Source organism: Vibrio sp. Vb2960 (assembly GCF_033337665.1).
Classification (GTDB): domain Bacteria; phylum Pseudomonadota; class Gammaproteobacteria; order Enterobacterales; family Vibrionaceae; genus Vibrio; species Vibrio alginolyticus.
The window spans coordinates 74,239-91,133 of the sequence record NZ_JAWORD010000004.1; the positions used below are offsets into that span (position 1 = coordinate 74,239).

17 protein-coding genes and 1 tRNA gene are annotated in these 16,895 nt (G+C 45.0%); 9 read left to right on the top strand and 9 right to left on the bottom strand.

The window, feature by feature from the left end:
• The first annotated feature begins 75 nt into the window (after positions 1-75).
• Entirely contained in the window at positions 76-795 is a 720-nt protein-coding gene (locus tag R7O03_RS04780; protein WP_054576654.1) for an SIMPL domain-containing protein, read from the top strand.
• A gap of 43 nt (positions 796-838) precedes the next feature.
• Here the strand turns inward: R7O03_RS04780 and R7O03_RS04785 are convergent, their stop codons facing one another.
• Entirely contained in the window at positions 839-1,888 is a 1,050-nt protein-coding gene (locus R7O03_RS04785) for a DUF4382 domain-containing protein (RefSeq protein WP_318131550.1), read from the bottom strand.
• Between the two features lie 229 nt (positions 1,889-2,117).
• Between R7O03_RS04785 and R7O03_RS04790 the strand changes: the two genes are divergently transcribed.
• Complete coding sequence (locus R7O03_RS04790; protein WP_213970540.1) at positions 2,118-2,393, top strand: D-fructose-6-phosphate amidotransferase; 276 nt, start codon at positions 2,118-2,120, stop codon at positions 2,391-2,393.
• A gap of 95 nt (positions 2,394-2,488) precedes the next feature.
• Here the strand turns inward: R7O03_RS04790 and R7O03_RS04795 are convergent, their stop codons facing one another.
• The 6 genes from R7O03_RS04795 to rpsU form a co-directional block, all read right to left on the bottom strand.
• Positions 2,489-3,292 (bottom strand): MetQ/NlpA family ABC transporter substrate-binding protein, encoded by an 804-nt coding sequence (locus R7O03_RS04795; protein WP_017633488.1) that lies wholly within the window; start codon positions 3,290-3,292, stop codon positions 2,489-2,491.
• Between the two features lie 256 nt (positions 3,293-3,548).
• Positions 3,549-3,624, bottom strand: a tRNA-Ile gene (locus R7O03_RS04800).
• Positions 3,625-3,779: 155 nt separating this feature from the next.
• Complete coding sequence (gene rpoD / locus R7O03_RS04805) at positions 3,780-5,642, bottom strand: RNA polymerase sigma factor RpoD (RefSeq protein WP_005395986.1); 1,863 nt, start codon at positions 5,640-5,642, stop codon at positions 3,780-3,782.
• 99 nt (positions 5,643-5,741) lie between these two features.
• A complete protein-coding gene (dnaG, locus tag R7O03_RS04810) occupies positions 5,742-7,508 on the bottom strand; it encodes a DNA primase (protein ID WP_054576656.1) in 1,767 nt (588 codons plus the stop codon).
• Between the two features lie 149 nt (positions 7,509-7,657).
• The gene (locus R7O03_RS04815) at positions 7,658-8,101 is read right to left on the bottom strand and encodes a GatB/YqeY domain-containing protein (protein WP_054574265.1); all 444 of its coding nucleotides are present in this window, start codon (positions 8,099-8,101) and stop codon (positions 7,658-7,660) included.
• 27 nt (positions 8,102-8,128) lie between these two features.
• A complete protein-coding gene (gene rpsU / locus R7O03_RS04820; RefSeq protein ID WP_001145625.1) occupies positions 8,129-8,344 on the bottom strand; it encodes a 30S ribosomal protein S21 in 216 nt (71 codons plus the stop codon).
• A 230-nt stretch (positions 8,345-8,574) separates the two neighbouring features.
• Between rpsU and tsaD the strand changes: the two genes are divergently transcribed.
• On the top strand, positions 8,575-9,591 hold the full coding sequence (tsaD, locus tag R7O03_RS04825) for a tRNA (adenosine(37)-N6)-threonylcarbamoyltransferase complex transferase subunit TsaD (RefSeq protein ID WP_005379854.1): 1,017 nt from the start codon (positions 8,575-8,577) through the stop codon (positions 9,589-9,591).
• A gap of 176 nt (positions 9,592-9,767) precedes the next feature.
• Complete coding sequence (locus R7O03_RS04830; RefSeq protein ID WP_065274166.1) at positions 9,768-10,583, top strand: alpha/beta fold hydrolase; 816 nt, start codon at positions 9,768-9,770, stop codon at positions 10,581-10,583.
• A gap of 34 nt (positions 10,584-10,617) precedes the next feature.
• On the opposite strand, the gene plsY is transcribed toward R7O03_RS04830, so the two are convergent.
• Complete coding sequence (gene plsY, locus R7O03_RS04835) at positions 10,618-11,229, bottom strand: glycerol-3-phosphate 1-O-acyltransferase PlsY (protein ID WP_005379857.1); 612 nt, start codon at positions 11,227-11,229, stop codon at positions 10,618-10,620.
• Between the two features lie 250 nt (positions 11,230-11,479).
• Here plsY and folB point away from each other — a divergent pair, with 250 nt between their 5' ends.
• From folB to R7O03_RS04850, 3 genes are read left to right on the top strand one after another with little or no spacing between them, the layout of a single operon-like run.
• Positions 11,480-11,839 (top strand): bifunctional dihydroneopterin aldolase/7,8-dihydroneopterin epimerase, encoded by a 360-nt coding sequence (folB, locus tag R7O03_RS04840; RefSeq protein WP_005387458.1) that lies wholly within the window; start codon positions 11,480-11,482, stop codon positions 11,837-11,839.
• Positions 11,836-12,318 carry a 2-amino-4-hydroxy-6-hydroxymethyldihydropteridine diphosphokinase gene (gene folK, locus R7O03_RS04845; protein ID WP_005387457.1) on the top strand — a complete coding sequence of 161 codons (483 nt, stop codon included), beginning with the start codon at positions 11,836-11,838 and terminating at the stop codon, positions 12,316-12,318. The genes folB and folK overlap by 4 nt, the downstream gene beginning before the upstream one ends.
• Before the next feature lie 14 nt (positions 12,319-12,332).
• Entirely contained in the window at positions 12,333-13,136 is an 804-nt protein-coding gene (locus R7O03_RS04850; RefSeq protein ID WP_137281697.1) for an undecaprenyl-diphosphate phosphatase, read from the top strand.
• A gap of 52 nt (positions 13,137-13,188) precedes the next feature.
• Here the strand turns inward: R7O03_RS04850 and R7O03_RS04855 are convergent, their stop codons facing one another.
• Positions 13,189-14,409, bottom strand: a complete 1,221-nt coding sequence (locus R7O03_RS04855; RefSeq protein WP_213962863.1) for a multifunctional CCA addition/repair protein — start codon at positions 14,407-14,409, stop codon at positions 13,189-13,191.
• A 138-nt stretch (positions 14,410-14,547) separates the two neighbouring features.
• On the opposite strand from R7O03_RS04855, the gene R7O03_RS04860 reads away from it, so the two are divergent.
• Positions 14,548-16,164 carry an ExeA family protein gene (locus tag R7O03_RS04860; RefSeq protein ID WP_005387440.1) on the top strand — a complete coding sequence of 539 codons (1,617 nt, stop codon included), beginning with the start codon at positions 14,548-14,550 and terminating at the stop codon, positions 16,162-16,164.
• A complete protein-coding gene (locus R7O03_RS04865; protein WP_005387437.1) occupies positions 16,164-16,850 on the top strand; it encodes a general secretion pathway protein GspB in 687 nt (228 codons plus the stop codon). Before R7O03_RS04860 ends, R7O03_RS04865 begins: the two co-directional genes overlap by 1 nt.
• Positions 16,851-16,895 lie beyond the last annotated feature (45 nt).

Consider the following 16,895-nt stretch of genomic DNA (forward strand, 5'->3'; position numbering starts at 1 on the left):
CCTCTTAAAATAATAGATAGGCTATCTTATCTAGAACAAAGATTAAGCTAAGTTGATATTTATCAGGGGGAAATAATGGAACGAGTTTCCAATAAAGCAGCACTTTGGATTGGGCTAAGTTTGATACTTGGTCTTGGCATCCTTGGCTATTTTATGCAGCAGACGGCGGTGAAATACCGAGCCTATGAAAGAGTCGTGACAGTAAAAGGTTTGTCGGAGCGTGAGTATCCTGCTGATACGGTGATTTGGCCGATTCAATTTACTCTAGCGAGTAATGATATGGGGGCCATGTTTGATGAAATTGACCAGCAAACCCGTTTGATTTTGGACTTTCTAACTGCCAAAGGGCTTCCTGAAACCAGCGTTTCCCTCTCTTCCCCAGCGGTCATTGACAGAAAAGCACAGCAATATGGGAGCGAGCAAGACATTGAGTATCGTTATTTGGCCTCGCGAACCGTTACGGTTTACAGCCAGAGTGTTGATGTTGTTCGAGCGGCAATCAATGAAATAGGTGAGTTAGGAAAACAAGGCGTTTTGCTTAACCAAGATCCTTATGCAAATCGTGTTGAGTACAGCTTTACTAAGCTGAATGATGTGAAGCCAGACATGATCGAAGAAGCGACTAAGAATGCGCGTGAAGTGGCTGAGAAATTTGCGAAAGACTCACAGAGTTCACTGGGTAAGATCAAACGTGCAACTCAAGGGCAGTTCTCGATTTATGACCGAGACAGCAACACGCCTTACATTAAAAAAGTCCGAGTGGTATCGACGGTTCAATATTACCTTTCTGACTAAGTAAAAAGCCGCTCAGTACGAGCGGCTTTTTTAATGTGGTGACTTAAAGAATTGGATTAATGTCCTGAGTTGTCAGCTCTGCCTCGACAACATCAACTGGCGTGTAGTGCTGGTAAATCAAGAAACCGTCTTCTGAAGTTTCATGAGCGTCTGGCGTATCAATATACGCAGTACATGTGTAGCCAATGCTGTAAGTACCCGGGCCGATGTAACCAAACTCGTAGCTGTAGGTTGTATTACCTTCTTCGTCTTGCGATTCATTCACGTTAGCTACCGCAACTGGCGCGTTGAGTGGATCTGTCGCACCCATATCGCCCATGGTTGAGCGATCCATTGAACCTGCATATAGGTAAACAGAGTGAACGGCAGGAACGTCATTTATTGCATTTGATGCTGCACTGTCTGCTTCACACGCTTGATACTGAATTTCACTGACTTCACCACCGATATGACCTGATTCTGATGCGTTTACTAAGCTTACCGCATTAGAGTTCATGTTCATGTAATCTTTGCCTGTTGGATCCGCCAGACCTTTGCGTAAGTCAAACTCGACAACATAGCTATTATGACCAGTATGAACTTTTACATACTGACCATTTTGCGAAAACTTTAAGCGACCTTGATCGCTCGTATCTGGTTTAAAACCAAAACAGCTGCCTCGGCTAGGTACAACTAAGCCTTTGATGTTGCCGTCTGTCTTCTCTACGTATGACAGTGTTGTATCGTTTAATTGTTTGCCGTCTTTAGCGTACACACACATAGCATAATCACCAGGAGCGATGTCCTGTTCGTGAATGATCGTTTTAGCGTTGCTTCCCTGATATTCCATTAGATCAACTTGGTGTAGTGCTCCATTGTCACTAGCATCTAACAGAATGTGTTCTCCAGTTTGCTCGCCAGTTTCAGGGTCAAATGGTACAAGGACAACATCTTGAAACGCTAAAACGACTTTGTTGGCATCGTCGACAGGAGCATCGGAAACGCTGAGAGAAAAAGTGGCTGCTTCTGTATCGGATGAAGAGTCGTCGCTACCGCAGCCCGTCAATAAAAGACCACCTGAGATAGCAAGTAAAGGATAGGTATATTTTTTCATTATGACCTCTTGTTTACACTGCTGATAAATGTAAAAGGCTAGTCTCAAAGTCGAGAAATGATGTCATTGTATTGTGATAGAGAGGTCAATCTTCAATGGTGCTATATACAAGTCCTTTTTTATAAAACTAAGTTCTTAACTGTGATGAGGGGAGTTTGATGATAGTCAAGCTGGCTTCTTTCTTATGAGCGTAAGTTAGTATGACTTATTGCTAGAAGGAATTAGTATCATGGCATACAAGCACTTTATTAGAGAACTACTGGGTTTAGCGATTGTTGTCTCTGTCGTCTTTGGCGTATTAGGCGTGATGTTAGAGCTCTTTGCACTGACGGCACTTTTGGAGCATCAGCAAACGATAGCCGATGTTTTCTTCCATGAATCTCTCTACTTCATCGTATTTTTAATCCCACCATACTTCCTCTGGAAGTTGATTAACCGTCCTGAATTGGTTTCTGCTGACCAAGCTTATTTGGCAATGAAGTTAGAGGCTGAAAGTCGACAATGAGTCGATTTAGTGAGTAATGAAAAGAAGAGGCTATGAGAAAACATTAGCCTCTTTTCTATCTGATTCGTGGGGCAAAGTATTCGCTGCTTTATTGATTAAAAAGCTGCTTCGATTGTGCCTTTGAAAGTGCGATCGAGATAATCACGAATCGCTTGAGATTGATAAATAGAAACGAACTTTTTATACGCTTCATTATTTTTGTCTGCGTCACGAGTGGCGATGACCATGACTGCTAATGGGGCGTCTTTTGCTTCAAGATAGATACTTTGTTTCTTCGGATCTAAACCAGAAGACATTACGTAGTTCATTGTAATCGCAGCCGCGTCCACATCATCTAATGTTCTTGGTAGCTGAGCGGCATCTACCTCGACAAATTCAAATGATTTTGCGTTTTTTGTGATATCAGTTAGGGCGGCTTTATGGCCAACACCCTGTTTCAGCTCAATTAAACCTGCATCGGCGAGTAGCAACAGACCACGACCACCGTTGGTAGGGTCATTTGGAAGCGCTATACGTGCATTGTTTGGAAGCTCTTGCAGTGAGCGATACTTATTGGAATAAAGCCCCATACGCATAAGAATGGACTGACCAATTGATACTAATTGGGCGTTATGGCTACTGTTGAAGTTGTCTAAAAATGGCTGGTGCTGATAGCTATTAATATCGATGCTACCATCGCTAAGAGCGGCATTAGGTGTCACGTAGTCAGAAAACTCAATGACTTCGACATTCAAACCTTGCTTCGCTGCCTCCTTCGCTACCGCCTCGACTACTTGTGCATGTGGTCCAACTGTCGCGCCCACTTTAATGACAGAGTCATCTTTTTCTCCACAAGCGCTTAAGCCGACTACTGCCGTGAGAATCAAAGCTAGTTTCTTTAAGTGACCAATACTTTTCATTGTAGCTCCATTTTTTATTTTAGACGTCCATACGTTTATATGTCCATCCTATCAGAAGTTGTCTGAGGGTCAATGGTTTAAATCACGAGCGGACATTTTGTTTCATTGCTACATATAGAAAGCCAGATAATAGTTAAAGAAAAGGGGAAGAGGAAAAGCTATTACGAGGTTAGTGACGAGTTACCGCAACTGTACCCAAAGATATAAGATACAAAAAAAGCGTAGTAGGTATTAACCTGCTACGCCTTTCGGAATATGGTGGCCCCTCGCAGACTTGAACTGCGGACCAATCGATTATGAGTCGACTGCTCTAACCACTGAGCTAAGGGGCCTTAATAGGACAACGATTATAGGGGAAGCGTTGCAAGGTGTCTAGATACCAACTAGGGCAATTGCGCTTAGTTTTTATCCACTTAGAACAGTAGATAATAAAAAAGGTGACCTAAAGTCACCTTTTTTGATTTCTAAAAGCTTGTATGTGCTGCGATTATTCGTCTAGGAAGCTGCGCAGAGTCTCTGAGCGGCTTGGGTGACGAAGTTTACGTAGTGCTTTTGCTTCGATCTGACGGATACGCTCACGAGTAACGTCGAACTGCTTACCAACTTCTTCTAGAGTATGGTCAGTGTTCATGTCAATACCAAAGCGCATACGAAGTACTTTCGCTTCACGTGGTGTTAGACCTGCAAGCACGTCTTTTGTTGCCACTTTAAGGCTAGTTGCTGTTGCAGAATCTAGCGGAAGTTCTAGCGTTGTATCTTCGATAAAATCACCTAGATGCGAATCTTCGTCGTCACCGATTGGTGTCTCCATTGAGATAGGCTCTTTAGCGATTTTTAGAACTTTACGAATCTTGTCTTCTGGCATTTGCATGCGCTCTGCCAGTTCTTCCGGTAGTGGCTCGCGACCCATCTCTTGCAACATTTGACGAGAAATACGGTTTAGCTTGTTGATCGTTTCGATCATGTGTACCGGGATACGAATCGTACGTGCTTGGTCCGCGATTGAACGAGTGATTGCCTGACGGATCCACCACGTTGCGTAAGTCGAGAACTTGTAACCACGACGATATTCGAACTTATCTACCGCTTTCATCAGACCGATGTTACCTTCCTGGATCAGATCCAAGAACTGTAGGCCACGGTTGGTGTATTTCTTCGCGATAGAAATTACAAGACGCAAGTTCGCTTCAACCATCTCTTTCTTCGCACGGCGAGCTTTTGCTTCACCGATAGACATACGACGGCTGATGTCTTTAATGTTCTGTACGTTTAGAGAAGTCTCTTCTTCAATCATTTTTAGCTTAGCGATTGAACGACGGATTTCTTCTTCGTTACGTTTGATCTTTTCAGCGTATGGCTTGTCTGAAGCAAGAACTTCATCCAGCCAAGCTTCACTTGATTCATTACCAGTGAACAGCGCGATGAATGATTTCTTCGGCATTTTGCCGTATTCAACCACTGACTTCATGATCAGACGCTCTTGTGTACGAACGCGATCCATAGCAGTACGCAGTTCATTCACTAGGTGATCAAACTGTTTAGGCGTTAGACGAAACTCGCGGAATACGTCTAGCATCATTTCATTAGCAACGGTTGCTTTCGGGCTGTTATAGCCGTACTCGTTGATTGCTAATTGAAGATTTTGATAGGTGCTGCGTAGTTGGTTGAATTTCTCTAGCGCTAATTCTGGATCGATACCTACATCTTCTTCAGAATCATCTGAATCGTCATCGCTATCTTCGTCGTCATCAACGTCTTCATCGTCTTCTTCTTCTAACTGAGATTCAGTCAGTTCAGAACCGATGTGTGTTGCCGTTGGTGCAGCGGTGTCGTCAGCATCTGGATCTACAAAACCTGAAATTAGGTCTGTAAGACGTAGTTCTTCAGCTTGAACTTTGTCAAATTGCTCAAGAATGTACGGAATTGTGCCTGGGTATTCAGCAACAGACGATTGAACTTGGTTAATACCTTCTTCAATACGTTTTGCGATGTCGATTTCGCCTTCGCGAGTTAGAAGTTCGACAGTACCCATCTCACGCATGTACATACGTACTGGGTCTGTTGTACGACCAATCTCACTCTCTACGCTAGAAAGTGCAGCGGCTGCAGCTTCGGCTGCATCTTCATCGGTAATATTTGTGTCATCGTTCAGTGCTAAATCATCAGCATCAGGAGCAGTTTCTACTACCTTAATGCCCATGTCGTTGATCATCTGAATGATGTCTTCTACCTGTTCTGAATCTACGATTTCAGCAGGTAGGTGGTCATTTACTTCGGCGTAGGTCAGATAGCCTTGTTCCTTGCCTTTAATAACAAGTGACTTTAGCTGTGACTGCGGATTGTGATCCATAGACGGTATCCAACTTCGTAATCTGGTGAAGGAATCAGTATGCGAAATGCAAACCACTTACTATAACAAATTAAATCGTTGCTGACTAATTAAACAGGGTTACGCTTTTAAATCTAGCATAAGTGCTAGCAGCTCCCTTTTCTCTTCGGCTGATAAACCGACACTTCTTGCTTTGGCCTGCAGGTTTTCAATTTGTTTTTCTACGCACTGGGCAATAATTTTATCCAGTGAGTCTAAAAAGATTTCTTCTTGGTTGTCCTCATCGAGTGGAATGTCCCAACTCGCGAGACGAGACAGAAGGGTCTCATTTTGGCTGTTTCGCCAATGCTCTAATAATTGGCCTGTGTTGATATGGGGATGCGCTTGGCATTTATCAAGTACATCAACAAATAAACTTAGACCAGGAATGGGCAAATCTCTAACGCTAGTTAGATCTGGCACCATACTTACGTATTGTGGGTTTTGAATCAGTAACGCGATCACTTCTCGCATCGGCGTTCGCTTGATTTCTTTATGAGGTTGAGGCCTTTTATCCTCTTTACCTTGTTTTGAAATTAGCTGCTGTAGTTGGCGTTCATCAACCAAACCCAAACGGCGGCCAAGCAATTCTCTCAAGTATAGTCTTAAAGTGCCGCCAGGGACTTTATCAATGAGAGGAACCGCAAGAGTACTCAGTTTTGCCATGCCTTCTTTCGTGCTCATGTCGACCTGCTGAGTCAATGAGCTGAACATGAATTCAGACAAGGGCATCGCATTAGACACTTGCTGCTCAAATGCTTGTTTTCCGTTTTGTCGGATATAAGAGTCGGGATCTTCTCCATCCGGCAAAAACATGAATTTTAACTGGCGACCATCCGTTAGGTAAGGCAATGCATTTTCCATGGCACGCCACGCGGCTTCACGGCCTGCGCGGTCACCGTCATAACAACACACGACGGTGCTTGTTTGCCTGAATAACACCTGCAAGTGATCGCCCGTTGTCGAGGTTCCTAATGAGGCAACGGAATAATCTACGCCATATTGAGCAAGCGCGACAACATCCATATAGCCTTCAACCACTAAAATTTGTGGTGGCTCACGATACGCTTGTAGTACTTCATAAAGGCCATACAACTCTTTACCTTTATGAAATATCGGGGTTTCGGGTGAGTTGAGATATTTTGGTGTCCCATCACCTAATACTCGACCACCAAAGCCTATTACTCGGCCGCGTCTGTCTCGAATAGGAAACATCACTCGACCACGGAATCGGTCGTAGCGGTTGCCTTTATCGTTTTCAATCAACATGCCGCCTGTGACGAGCATGTCTTGGTTTTCTTTATTCTGGCCAAAGTTCTTACGAACTAAATCCCATTCATCAGCCACATAGCCGATGCCAAACTTCTGGACGATTTCACCAGACAGGCCACGATCTTTTAGATACTCAATCGCCACCTTACTTGCTGGCTGTTTGAGTTGGTTACGATAAAATTGAGCAATGCTGCCCATTAAGTCGTATAGGTTACGTTTTTCACTGCTGCTTGCTTGTGGGCCTGACTGAAACGAACCATTACCGCCGCCACGTTGTTCTCGAGGAACATCTAAACCCAAGTATGAAGCGAGTTCTTCAATGGCTTCGACGAATTCTAGTCGGTCGAATTCCATCAAAAAATCGATGGCATTTCCGTGCGCGCCACAACCAAAACAATGGTAGAACTGCTTTTCTTGACTGACACTGAATGAGGGTGTCTTTTCGTTGTGGAAAGGGCAGCATGCGCCGTAGTTTTTGCCTTTTTTCTTAAGTTTCACACGTGCGTCGATGATATCGACAATATCAAGTCGAGCTAGAAGGTCATCGATAAAACTGCGAGGGATGTGTCCAGCCATAAAACCTAACAAAAAAAGAAGATGATGAGTGGAGTGAATGCCTTAAAAGAATGAGCGTATTGCCCATTGATTTCATTCCATCCATCCAGATACAAACAAGCCGTGCGCTCCAAAGGATAGCACGGCTTGCTGCAATTGGGTGGGGTACCTTAAGCCAATTTAGCGCGAACTAAACCGCTTACTTTACCCATATCTGCACGCCCTTGAATTTGCGGTTTCAGAACGCCCATTACTTTGCCCATGTCTTGCATGCCAGCTGCTCCAGATTCAGCAATCGCGTTCTCGATGAGAGCCGCTACTTCTTCGTCTGTCAGTGGTTGAGGCATAAAGTCCTCAAGAACGGTAATTTCTGCTTGTTCCGCATCAGCAAGATCTTGACGACCCGCTGCTTCAAACTGCGTTACAGAGTCGCGACGTTGTTTAACCATCTTGGTCAATACTGCAAGAATGTCGTCATCGTTCAGAGTAATCTGTTCGTCAACTTCACGTTGCTTGATTGCTGATAGGGCTAAACGAATAGTACCAAGGCGCAATTTGTCCTTGGCTTTCATCGCTAATTTTTGCTCTTCTTTGAGTTGATCAATCAGAGCCATAACTAAATTCCTTTTGGAGCTCAGTTATTAGTACAGGCGAACGCGACGAGCGTTTTCACGAGCTAGCTTCTTAGCGTGACGCTTTTGAGCTGCTGCTTTAGCGCGTTTGCGAACTGTAGTTGGTTTTTCGTAGTGCTCACGACGACGCACTTCAGAAAGGATACCTGCTTTTTCGCAAGAGCGCTTAAAACGACGTAGAGCAACGTCGAACGGTTCGTTTTCACGTACTTTAACTACTGGCATATGCCTTTCACCTCAGGGGTTATTCGTTAACGCTGGTATTCAACAGACCAAATCACAATTGTTAGGTCTCTTACCAGCTTGATCAAAAATGGTGCGGAATTTTAATCCGATCACAACTACTTTGTAAAGCCTTTTGTCGATTATTGTCTGTACAAAATTTGTTTGCAGCACCAAGGCGAGGTAATATGACGCCCAAATTTCCTCTATACAGAAAGCATACTGAGAAAACCATGCGCATTATTGGTATTGAAACCTCTTGTGACGAGACTGGCATCGCAATTTATGACGATGAAAACGGTCTCTTGTCACACAAGCTATACAGCCAAGTAAAACTGCACGCAGATTACGGCGGTGTGGTGCCTGAGTTGGCTTCACGTGACCACGTAAAGAAAACCATTCCTCTTATTAAAGAGGCACTAAAAGAAGCGAACTTAACTTCAAAAGACATCGATGGTGTCGCGTATACCGCAGGGCCTGGTCTTGTTGGGGCGCTATTAGTGGGTGCGACTATCGGTCGCAGTATTGCTTATGCTTGGGGAGTGCCAGCGGTACCTGTTCATCATATGGAAGGTCACCTATTGGCCCCAATGTTGGAAGATAACCCTCCACCGTTCCCGTTTGTGGCGGTATTAGTATCGGGCGGTCACTCTATGATGGTGGAAGTGAGAGGCATCGGTGAGTACAAAATTCTAGGTGAGTCGATTGATGATGCGGCGGGCGAAGCGTTTGATAAAACAGCGAAGCTAATGGGTTTGGATTACCCAGGCGGTCCACTATTATCTAAACTGGCGGAAAAAGGTACACCGGGCCGCTTTAAGTTCCCACGCCCAATGACGAATGTGCCAGGTTTGGACATGAGTTTCTCTGGTCTAAAAACCTTTACGGCTAACACGATTGCTGCAAACGGTGATGACGAGCAAACCCGCGCGGACATCGCATTGGCATTTGAAGAGGCTGTGTGTGCTACGTTGGCTATTAAATGTAAGCGCGCGCTTGAGCAAACAGGCATGAAACGCATTGTTATTGCTGGTGGTGTTAGTGCTAACCGTCGTTTGCGAGCTGAGTTAGAGAAGTTAGCGAAGAAAGTTGGTGGCGAAGTTTACTACCCACGTACTGAGTTCTGTACAGATAACGGTGCGATGATCGCTTACGCAGGCATGCAGCGCTTGAAGAATGGCGAAGTGGCTGATATGTCAGTAGAGGCTCGTCCACGTTGGCCAATTGATCAACTAACACCTGTCGCTTAGTCAAATTTATGCGGTAGGTTTGAAACCGGTTCTGTGTAATAAAGGTCTCTGCTCCTCAGAGGCCTTTATTTTTAATTATTCAATGAACCGCCTCGTTTTACATTCTGACTGATGCGAGCAGTTCGCTATTGTTTCAGTGCTAGGATGACGTGGAAGAATAAGAAATGGATATAACAATGAATAAGTTTGAAATTGAAGGTCAGCAACTTGCTTATCTAGATAAAGGTGAGGGCCCTGTGCTTCTATTTGGTCATAGTTACCTTTGGGATAGCCAAATGTGGGCGCCGCAAGTTGAGGTTTTAAGCCAGTCATTCCGTTGTATTGTGCCAGATCTTTGGGCACATGGTGAATCGGACGCTGCACCTGCATCGACACAGTCATTGGCCGACTATGCACAACATATGTTGGCATTGATGGATCATTTAGATATCGAAGAGTTCTCGATAGTGGGCTTATCTGTTGGCGGCATGTGGGGAGCAGAGCTAACGGCTCAAGCGCCGCAACGTGTTAAGTCACTGGTATTGATGGATACCTTCATTGGCTGGGAGCCAGAAGTTACGTATAAGAAGTATTTTGCAATGCTTGATACCATCAGCCAAGTCCAAGCAGTGCCTGCGCCAATTATTGAAGCCGTTGTGCCGCTGTTCTTTGCCAACAACGTCAATCAGGATAACCCTAAACTTGTCGCTTCATTCAAACGCAGTTTAGAAGACCTGAATGGTGAGCGTGCGGTGGAAGTAGCTCGCATAGGGCGCATGGTGTTTGGTCGCCGGGATGTGATTGAGGATTCGGAAAAATTTGCTCTGCCGACGTTAATTGCAGTGGGCTGTGAAGATAAACCCCGTCCAGTTTTTGAATCTTATTTAATGAAAGACTGTATCACAGGCAGTGAGTTGGTAGAAATTCCGCAAGCGGGACACATCAGTTGTTTAGAACAGCCGGAGTTCGTCAACCAAATGTTGTTGAACTTCCTGAATCGAGTTCATGCATAACCAATGCATCCCTCTTTAAACGAAAAACTCGGCATTAAGCCGAGTTTTTTTGTGTCAGTTTCTTCTCGCCGATTTTTGGCTCGTCGCCAGACAAAAGCCGACGAATATTTTGATGATGCTTAAATACGATTAAGCAACACAGCATAGCAACAGGTAACGTGTATTGCGGTTTAAACATCCAAGTATAAAACGGAGTGACCAAAACCGTGACGAGAGCCGCTAAGGATGAATAGCGGAATAGCGCGGCTACTGACAGCCAAGTTAACATCACCAATCCTGTTAAGTCCAAACCAATCGGAGCGATAGCGCCAAGCGCGGTTGCGACACCTTTTCCGCCTTTAAAGTGGAAAAAGATGGGGTACATGTGGCCAAGACAGGCAGCAATGGCGATGACGCCAAGAATGATAGGGTCGATACCAAGAAAGTATCCGCCCCACACGGGGATAGTGCCTTTGAGCATATCGCACAACAAGACTGAAACAGCGGCTCCTCGTCCGCCAATACGCAATACGTTCGTTGCTCCAGGATTGTTAGATCCCACACTGCGTGGGTCTGGCAGTTTTAAGAGTCGACAGATCAAAACCGCACTGGAAACCGAACCTAATAAATAGGCGGCCATTGTCATTATCAGTGCCAGTGCGTCCATAGAAGTCCTTGATGGATTGGAATTTAATGCTCGGTTCCCGCGTAGTTGCTATCATACCCCGAATTTACATAATGCAGAAATCCTCACTGTGATAGAGCTTGCATTATGTGATTTCTTGTATATAAAGATGCTTTCGCAGTTTATACCTAAGTAACATTGTGATGACCAAAGTAAATGTTACTTAGGTATAGAATACTACGATCAAATTACCCCTCACGGGTATCCGACCTCTGTAATAGAAGGACATAAGATGGCTCTGGATAAAGTTTTTATTGAACAGTTAGAAGTAATCACCACCATTGGCGTGTACGACTGGGAACAACAAATCAAACAAAAGTTGGTTCTAGATATTGAAATGGCACACGATAATAAACCTGCGGGCAAAAGTGATGATGTGCAAGATGCACTGGATTATTCGCAGGTGAGTGAGGCGGTACTTAACCACATTGAAAATGGTCGTTTCTTACTGGTCGAGCGCGTGGCTGAAGAAGTAGCAGAGCTTATCATGCAGCGTTTCTCTGTGCCTTGGGTGAAAATCCGCCTAGCGAAGCCTGGCGCCGTGCCGCAAGCACGTGCTGTTGGTGTGGTGATTGAGCGAGGACGAGCATGATCACCACTTATATCGGTGTTGGGACGAACGTAGAAAGAGAGCAACATGTGCTTGCTGCGTATCAGGAGCTGCAACGGCTTGGAGAAAATCTCCTCGTATCACCGATATATGAATGCGAACCTATTGGCTTTAGCAGCAAGAATTTCTACAACTTTGTCGTTGCAATGCGTACCGAGTTGTCATTAGAAGAGTTGAGCCATCAACTACGCGAGATTGAATTTAAGTGGGGACGCGAAGAAAACGCGCAAAAGTATCAGGATCGAACACTGGATCTCGATATAGTGTTGTTCGGTGAGCGCGTCTCCAAGAAAAAACCTGAGCTACCTCGCAGTGATATCTACAAATATCCTTTTGTCACAAAGCCGCTGTATGATCTCGAACCGCAATTAGTGATCCCAGGCGATGGACGCACAGTCGCAGACATTTGGCATGCTATGCAGCCAGTCGATTCGCTCAAACCCGTTTCCTTTCATTTTTAATTTGAGTTGTTTACATGAGTTATTTTGAAGCCTTTATTTTGGCTCTGATTCAGGGGCTGACAGAGTTTTTGCCTATCTCAAGCTCTGCCCATTTGATCCTGCCTTCCGCTATTTTAGGATGGGAAGACCAAGGTCTAGCCTTTGATGTTGCTGTTCACGTCGGTACATTAATGGCTGTCGTGATCTATTTTCGTCATGAAGTAATCACTTTGTTTCAAGCGTTATTTGCTTCGATCTTTAAAGGAGATCGCAGTAAAGAAGCTAAATTGGCTTGGATGATCGTGATTGCGACGATTCCAGCTTGTGTGTTCGGCCTATTGATGAAAGACATCATTGAAGTGTATCTACGTAGCGCTTACGTCATCGCGACTACCACGATCGTATTTGGCTTGTTGCTATGGTGGGTAGACAAAAACGCTGAACTCGTTGCCGATGAATACCAAACGGGTTGGAAGAAAGCTGTATTTATCGGTATTGCCCAAGCCTTAGCGATGATTCCTGGAACTTCACGTTCAGGGGCGACCATTACAGCAGCGCTTTACCTTGGCTTTACTCGAGAAGCGGCTGCCCGCTTTTCATTTTTAATGTCGATCCCAATCATTACATTAGCTGGTAGCTACTTAGGTATGAAGTTAGTGACCAGTGGTGAACCTGTCCATGTTGGTTTCTTACTTACTGGCATTATCACATCGTTTATTAGTGCGTACATCTGTATCCACTTCTTCTTGAAGATGATTTCACGCATGGGCATGACACCGTTTGTGATTTACCGTCTGATTTTGGGCGTCGGTTTGTTCGCTTTTCTATTAAGTGCATAATTGATGTTAACGAAAAACGCCCGTGAAATCCGCGGGCGTTTTTGTTTGTTCGTTACTTCTTAAGTGCTGCTTTCACTGCTTCAATACGTCGTTTTTCTTGCTCGTCACGAATCGCAGGGCCTTTAAAGCCCTCTTTGATTATGGTTTGAACGTCAACTGCCGCTGCTGCTTGGTAGGCTTGCCTAAAAATATCCGCCTGTGGATATGGTTGCGTTTCCAGTCCTTTACGACCAGCGTGATCCGCTTGGCAGGAAAGCAAGATATCTTGCAGACGTTCGGACTTACGCCACACATCAAGTTTATTGAGTATTTTAATTATGGTTTGTGGTTTAAGTTCAGCCGCGCGATGAATATTGGAGTGCTGTTCGCACACCATCAAGGCTAAATCACGAAACTCATTTGGTACCCGGACACGTTCGCACAGCTTTTTGATCAGTTTTAATCCTGTATGGCAATGCATTTTGTGGCTTGGCCATTCGCTCTCTGGCGTCACGCCTTTACCCAAGTCATGCACTTGGGCGGCAAACCTGACGGGGAGTGAGTTACTCAATTTTGCGGCTTGCTCTGCCACCATCAAAGTATGGATGCCAGTATCGATTTCTGGATGCCACTTCTCAGGTTGAGGTACGCCAAATAGTGCATCAATTTCAGGTAACACCACGGTTAATGCACCACAGTCTCGTAGAACCGATAAGAAAATATCAGGGCGAGGAGTAGAGAGAGATTTATGCCATTCTTGCCAAACACGCTCGGGAGTCAGTGTGCTCAGCTCTCCGGACTCTGCCATGTGACGCATTAACCGCATAGTTTCGTCGGCAACCGTAAAGTTTAGATCAGCAAGCTTCGCTGCGAAGCGAGCGACACGTAAAACGCGTAGAGGATCTTCAATAAAGGCGTCTGATACATGGCGTAGCAGTTTATCGTTGAGATCTTGCTGGCCACCATATGGGTCATGGATCGTGCCATCACTCTCCATTGCCATCGCGTTAATGGTTAAATCACGACGTATCAAATCTTCTTCTAAGGTGACGTTTTGATCGAAGAAACATTCAAAACCAGTGTAACCAGAACCTGACTTTCTCTCTGTTCGTGCAAGGGCATGTTCTTCTTTACTTTTGGGATGCAGAAATACAGGAAAGTCTTTACCAACGGCGGTGTACCCTTGGGACAACATCATCTCAGGCGTCGCGCCTACGACCACCCAATCATTGTCATAACTATCAATTCCGAGCAATTTATCTCGAACTGCGCCACCTACTAAATAAACTTGCACGAATTACCTCTTAATTTATGGATATGCCGTTGGACATTGTAGCAAGCAATGGTACTTTTCTTTACTCCCGAGAGTAGATGCGGCTATGTTTATATTATATCTGACTATTCTCAGGTGGTTTTTTAGCTGGAGAGCCTAATGTATAAGGACTTTTTTGGGTTTGTCGAACAACCATTTTCGATTGTTCCAAACTCACGTTATTTGTATTTAAGCCAACGTCACAAAGAGGCAATCACACATCTCCAAGCTGGGCTAGGCGATGGCGGTGGCTTTGCTATGCTTACTGGCGAAGTAGGTACAGGCAAAACGACCGTCGCAAAAGCGATGCTGGCGAATTTGGGTGATAACACCAAAGCGGGTCTTATTCTCAATCCCACGTTTTCGAGTAGAGACTTGCTCGAGGCCATTTGTGATGAGTTCAAAATCACCTATCCGCCAGACGCAAACCTCAAACAGCTAAACCAGGTTATCCATCAATATTTGCTGCGTAATTATCGTTCAGGTTGGCAGACATTGCTGGTCATTGATGAGGCTCAACACCTTGCTGCCGACGTTCTAGAGCAGTTGCGCTTGTTGACCAACTTGGAAACCGATACCAGAAAACTGCTCAAAGTGTTGTTGGTCGGGCAGCCTGAATTGCAGCGGTTATTACAAACAACACAACTACGCCAACTTGCCCAGCGTATTACTGGGCGTTATCACCTGTTGCCGTTGGATGAAAAAGAGACAGAAGATTACATCGCATTTCGACTACATACAGCAGGTGGCAACCAGCAACTGTTTAATCGTGCTTCTTGTAAACTTATAGCCAAATACAGTCACGGTATACCGCGGCTCATCAACCTTATCTGTGACAAATCCCTCAACATTAGTTATCACCAGGGTAATGTGGTTGTGGATAAGCAAACCGTTCAGCAGGCCTGTGAAGAGGTGATGCAGTTTCAGGCAGATATTTATCAGCAAGATAAAAAAGAGCGCCGGACTTTCCGTTGGCCTGCTTGGGGCTCTGTCACGGTAGGCCTTATTGCTGCATTAAGTACGGGGTGGGCGGTCGTGAATTATATGCCAGCTCAAGCGACGTCAGTGTTGACACAAGTGACGGAGCCAAGAGTAGAGCCAACACCAACCGTCGTCAGCCAACAGTTAACGGATGAGCAGCGTGCTTTATTGTTAACACAAAAACAGTCGAACCTCGCTGTAAATGATTTGTATCGTTTGTGGGGATATCAAGCATCGGTTCGCGATAACCTTTGTTTGTCAGAACCGCAGTCGACTATGCGTTGTGAGCGTAAAATGGCGACTTGGCCGCTGTTGATGCAACAAAATCGCCCTGTGATCTTGGAGTTGAATTATCAAGGTGATGTTGGGTATGTCATTCTATATGCCGTCGGTAATGACCAAGCTGAAGTGCTCAATGGTAAGCAGCGTCTCCGTCTGCCAATTTCATGGCTAAAGCCGTTGTGGCAGGGCAATATTATCGAACTGTGGCATGCTCCGCTGAATGAAACATTACGTTTAGACATGGAAGGCCCTGCGATTGAAGTATTAGACCGATTATTAGCAGAAGCGGTGAGTGAGCCACTGCTTGAAACGTCTATTTTTGATGGTGCGATGAAAGAGCGAGTCGAATTATTTCAACGTTGGCAAGGAATTGGTGTCGATGGTATTGCAGGTAAGCGAACGCTAGACCGACTTCAGCAAAATGTTCAGCCAGATGCGCCTCAACTGGCGAGAATCGAGAAGGAGGACGCATAATGTCAGCTGTGAAACATATAGGTCTGTTCTTGCTGCCAATCACTGCTTCTGCTATCGGAGTCGCTTGGTACTTAGATCTCTTTGCACCGAGTGTTGAAGTAGATACAACGTCCCCGATAGAAAAGGTCGAAGTGGTATCACCTTTCAAAGTATTGGACTATCCAGAGAACACCCAGTTGGCCCAATTGCCAAGAGAGTGGCCAAGTGCAGAGCTATCGCGTGATTTTGGTACATTTACCACCCCCGATGAATACACGAGCCATACACCAAGCAGAGATGAAACACGCAACTCAGCATCAACCCAAACGACTTCTGCTGCTGAAGAGGACCTCGGGTTGTCTTTGGATGATCTGGATTTATCCTCATTATCTCCTGATTTAGCTAGGAAGGTCGAAAATGCCTTATCCCGAGATGATGACAATTCATCATCACAAACGGCACGCGTGAACGATTTAGAGCGCAACGCTCACCAGTGGCAAGGGCGTCTACCTGCGCTTAATTTGCAAACCCATATGTATGCTAGTGATGAAAATCGCCGTTGGGTGAAAATTAACAATGTTGAGTATCATCAAGGGGATGTCGTTGATGATCAGGTCACTCTAAGAGAAATACAACCGCAAGCTGTGATTGTTGAGTTCCAAGGTGAGCAAATTCGTATACCAGCGTTGTATGAGTGGAAAGGGTAACTCTTGTAGAAACACATCAAGCCAGCGAAATCATATCGCTGGCTT

Coding starts and splice junctions, on each gene's coding strand:
- R7O03_RS04780 (WP_054576654.1), top strand. CDS start 76: ATGGAACGAGTTTCCAATAAAGCAGCACTTTGGATTGGGCTAAGTTTG.
- R7O03_RS04785 (WP_318131550.1), bottom strand. CDS start 1,888: ATGAAAAAATATACCTATCCTTTACTTGCTATCTCAGGTGGTCTTTTA.
- R7O03_RS04790 (WP_213970540.1), top strand. CDS start 2,118: ATGGCATACAAGCACTTTATTAGAGAACTACTGGGTTTAGCGATTGTT.
- R7O03_RS04795 (WP_017633488.1), bottom strand. CDS start 3,292: ATGAAAAGTATTGGTCACTTAAAGAAACTAGCTTTGATTCTCACGGCA.
- rpoD (WP_005395986.1), bottom strand. CDS start 5,642: ATGGATCACAATCCGCAGTCACAGCTAAAGTCACTTGTTATTAAAGGC.
- dnaG (WP_054576656.1), bottom strand. CDS start 7,508: ATGGCTGGACACATCCCTCGCAGTTTTATCGATGACCTTCTAGCTCGA.
- R7O03_RS04815 (WP_054574265.1), bottom strand. CDS start 8,101: ATGGCTCTGATTGATCAACTCAAAGAAGAGCAAAAATTAGCGATGAAA.
- rpsU (WP_001145625.1), bottom strand. CDS start 8,344: ATGCCAGTAGTTAAAGTACGTGAAAACGAACCGTTCGACGTTGCTCTA.
- tsaD (WP_005379854.1), top strand. CDS start 8,575: ATGCGCATTATTGGTATTGAAACCTCTTGTGACGAGACTGGCATCGCA.
- R7O03_RS04830 (WP_065274166.1), top strand. CDS start 9,768: ATGAATAAGTTTGAAATTGAAGGTCAGCAACTTGCTTATCTAGATAAA.
- plsY (WP_005379857.1), bottom strand. CDS start 11,229: ATGGACGCACTGGCACTGATAATGACAATGGCCGCCTATTTATTAGGT.
- folB (WP_005387458.1), top strand. CDS start 11,480: ATGGCTCTGGATAAAGTTTTTATTGAACAGTTAGAAGTAATCACCACC.
- folK (WP_005387457.1), top strand. CDS start 11,836: ATGATCACCACTTATATCGGTGTTGGGACGAACGTAGAAAGAGAGCAA.
- R7O03_RS04850 (WP_137281697.1), top strand. CDS start 12,333: ATGAGTTATTTTGAAGCCTTTATTTTGGCTCTGATTCAGGGGCTGACA.
- R7O03_RS04860 (WP_005387440.1), top strand. CDS start 14,548: ATGTATAAGGACTTTTTTGGGTTTGTCGAACAACCATTTTCGATTGTT.
- R7O03_RS04865 (WP_005387437.1), top strand. CDS start 16,164: ATGTCAGCTGTGAAACATATAGGTCTGTTCTTGCTGCCAATCACTGCT.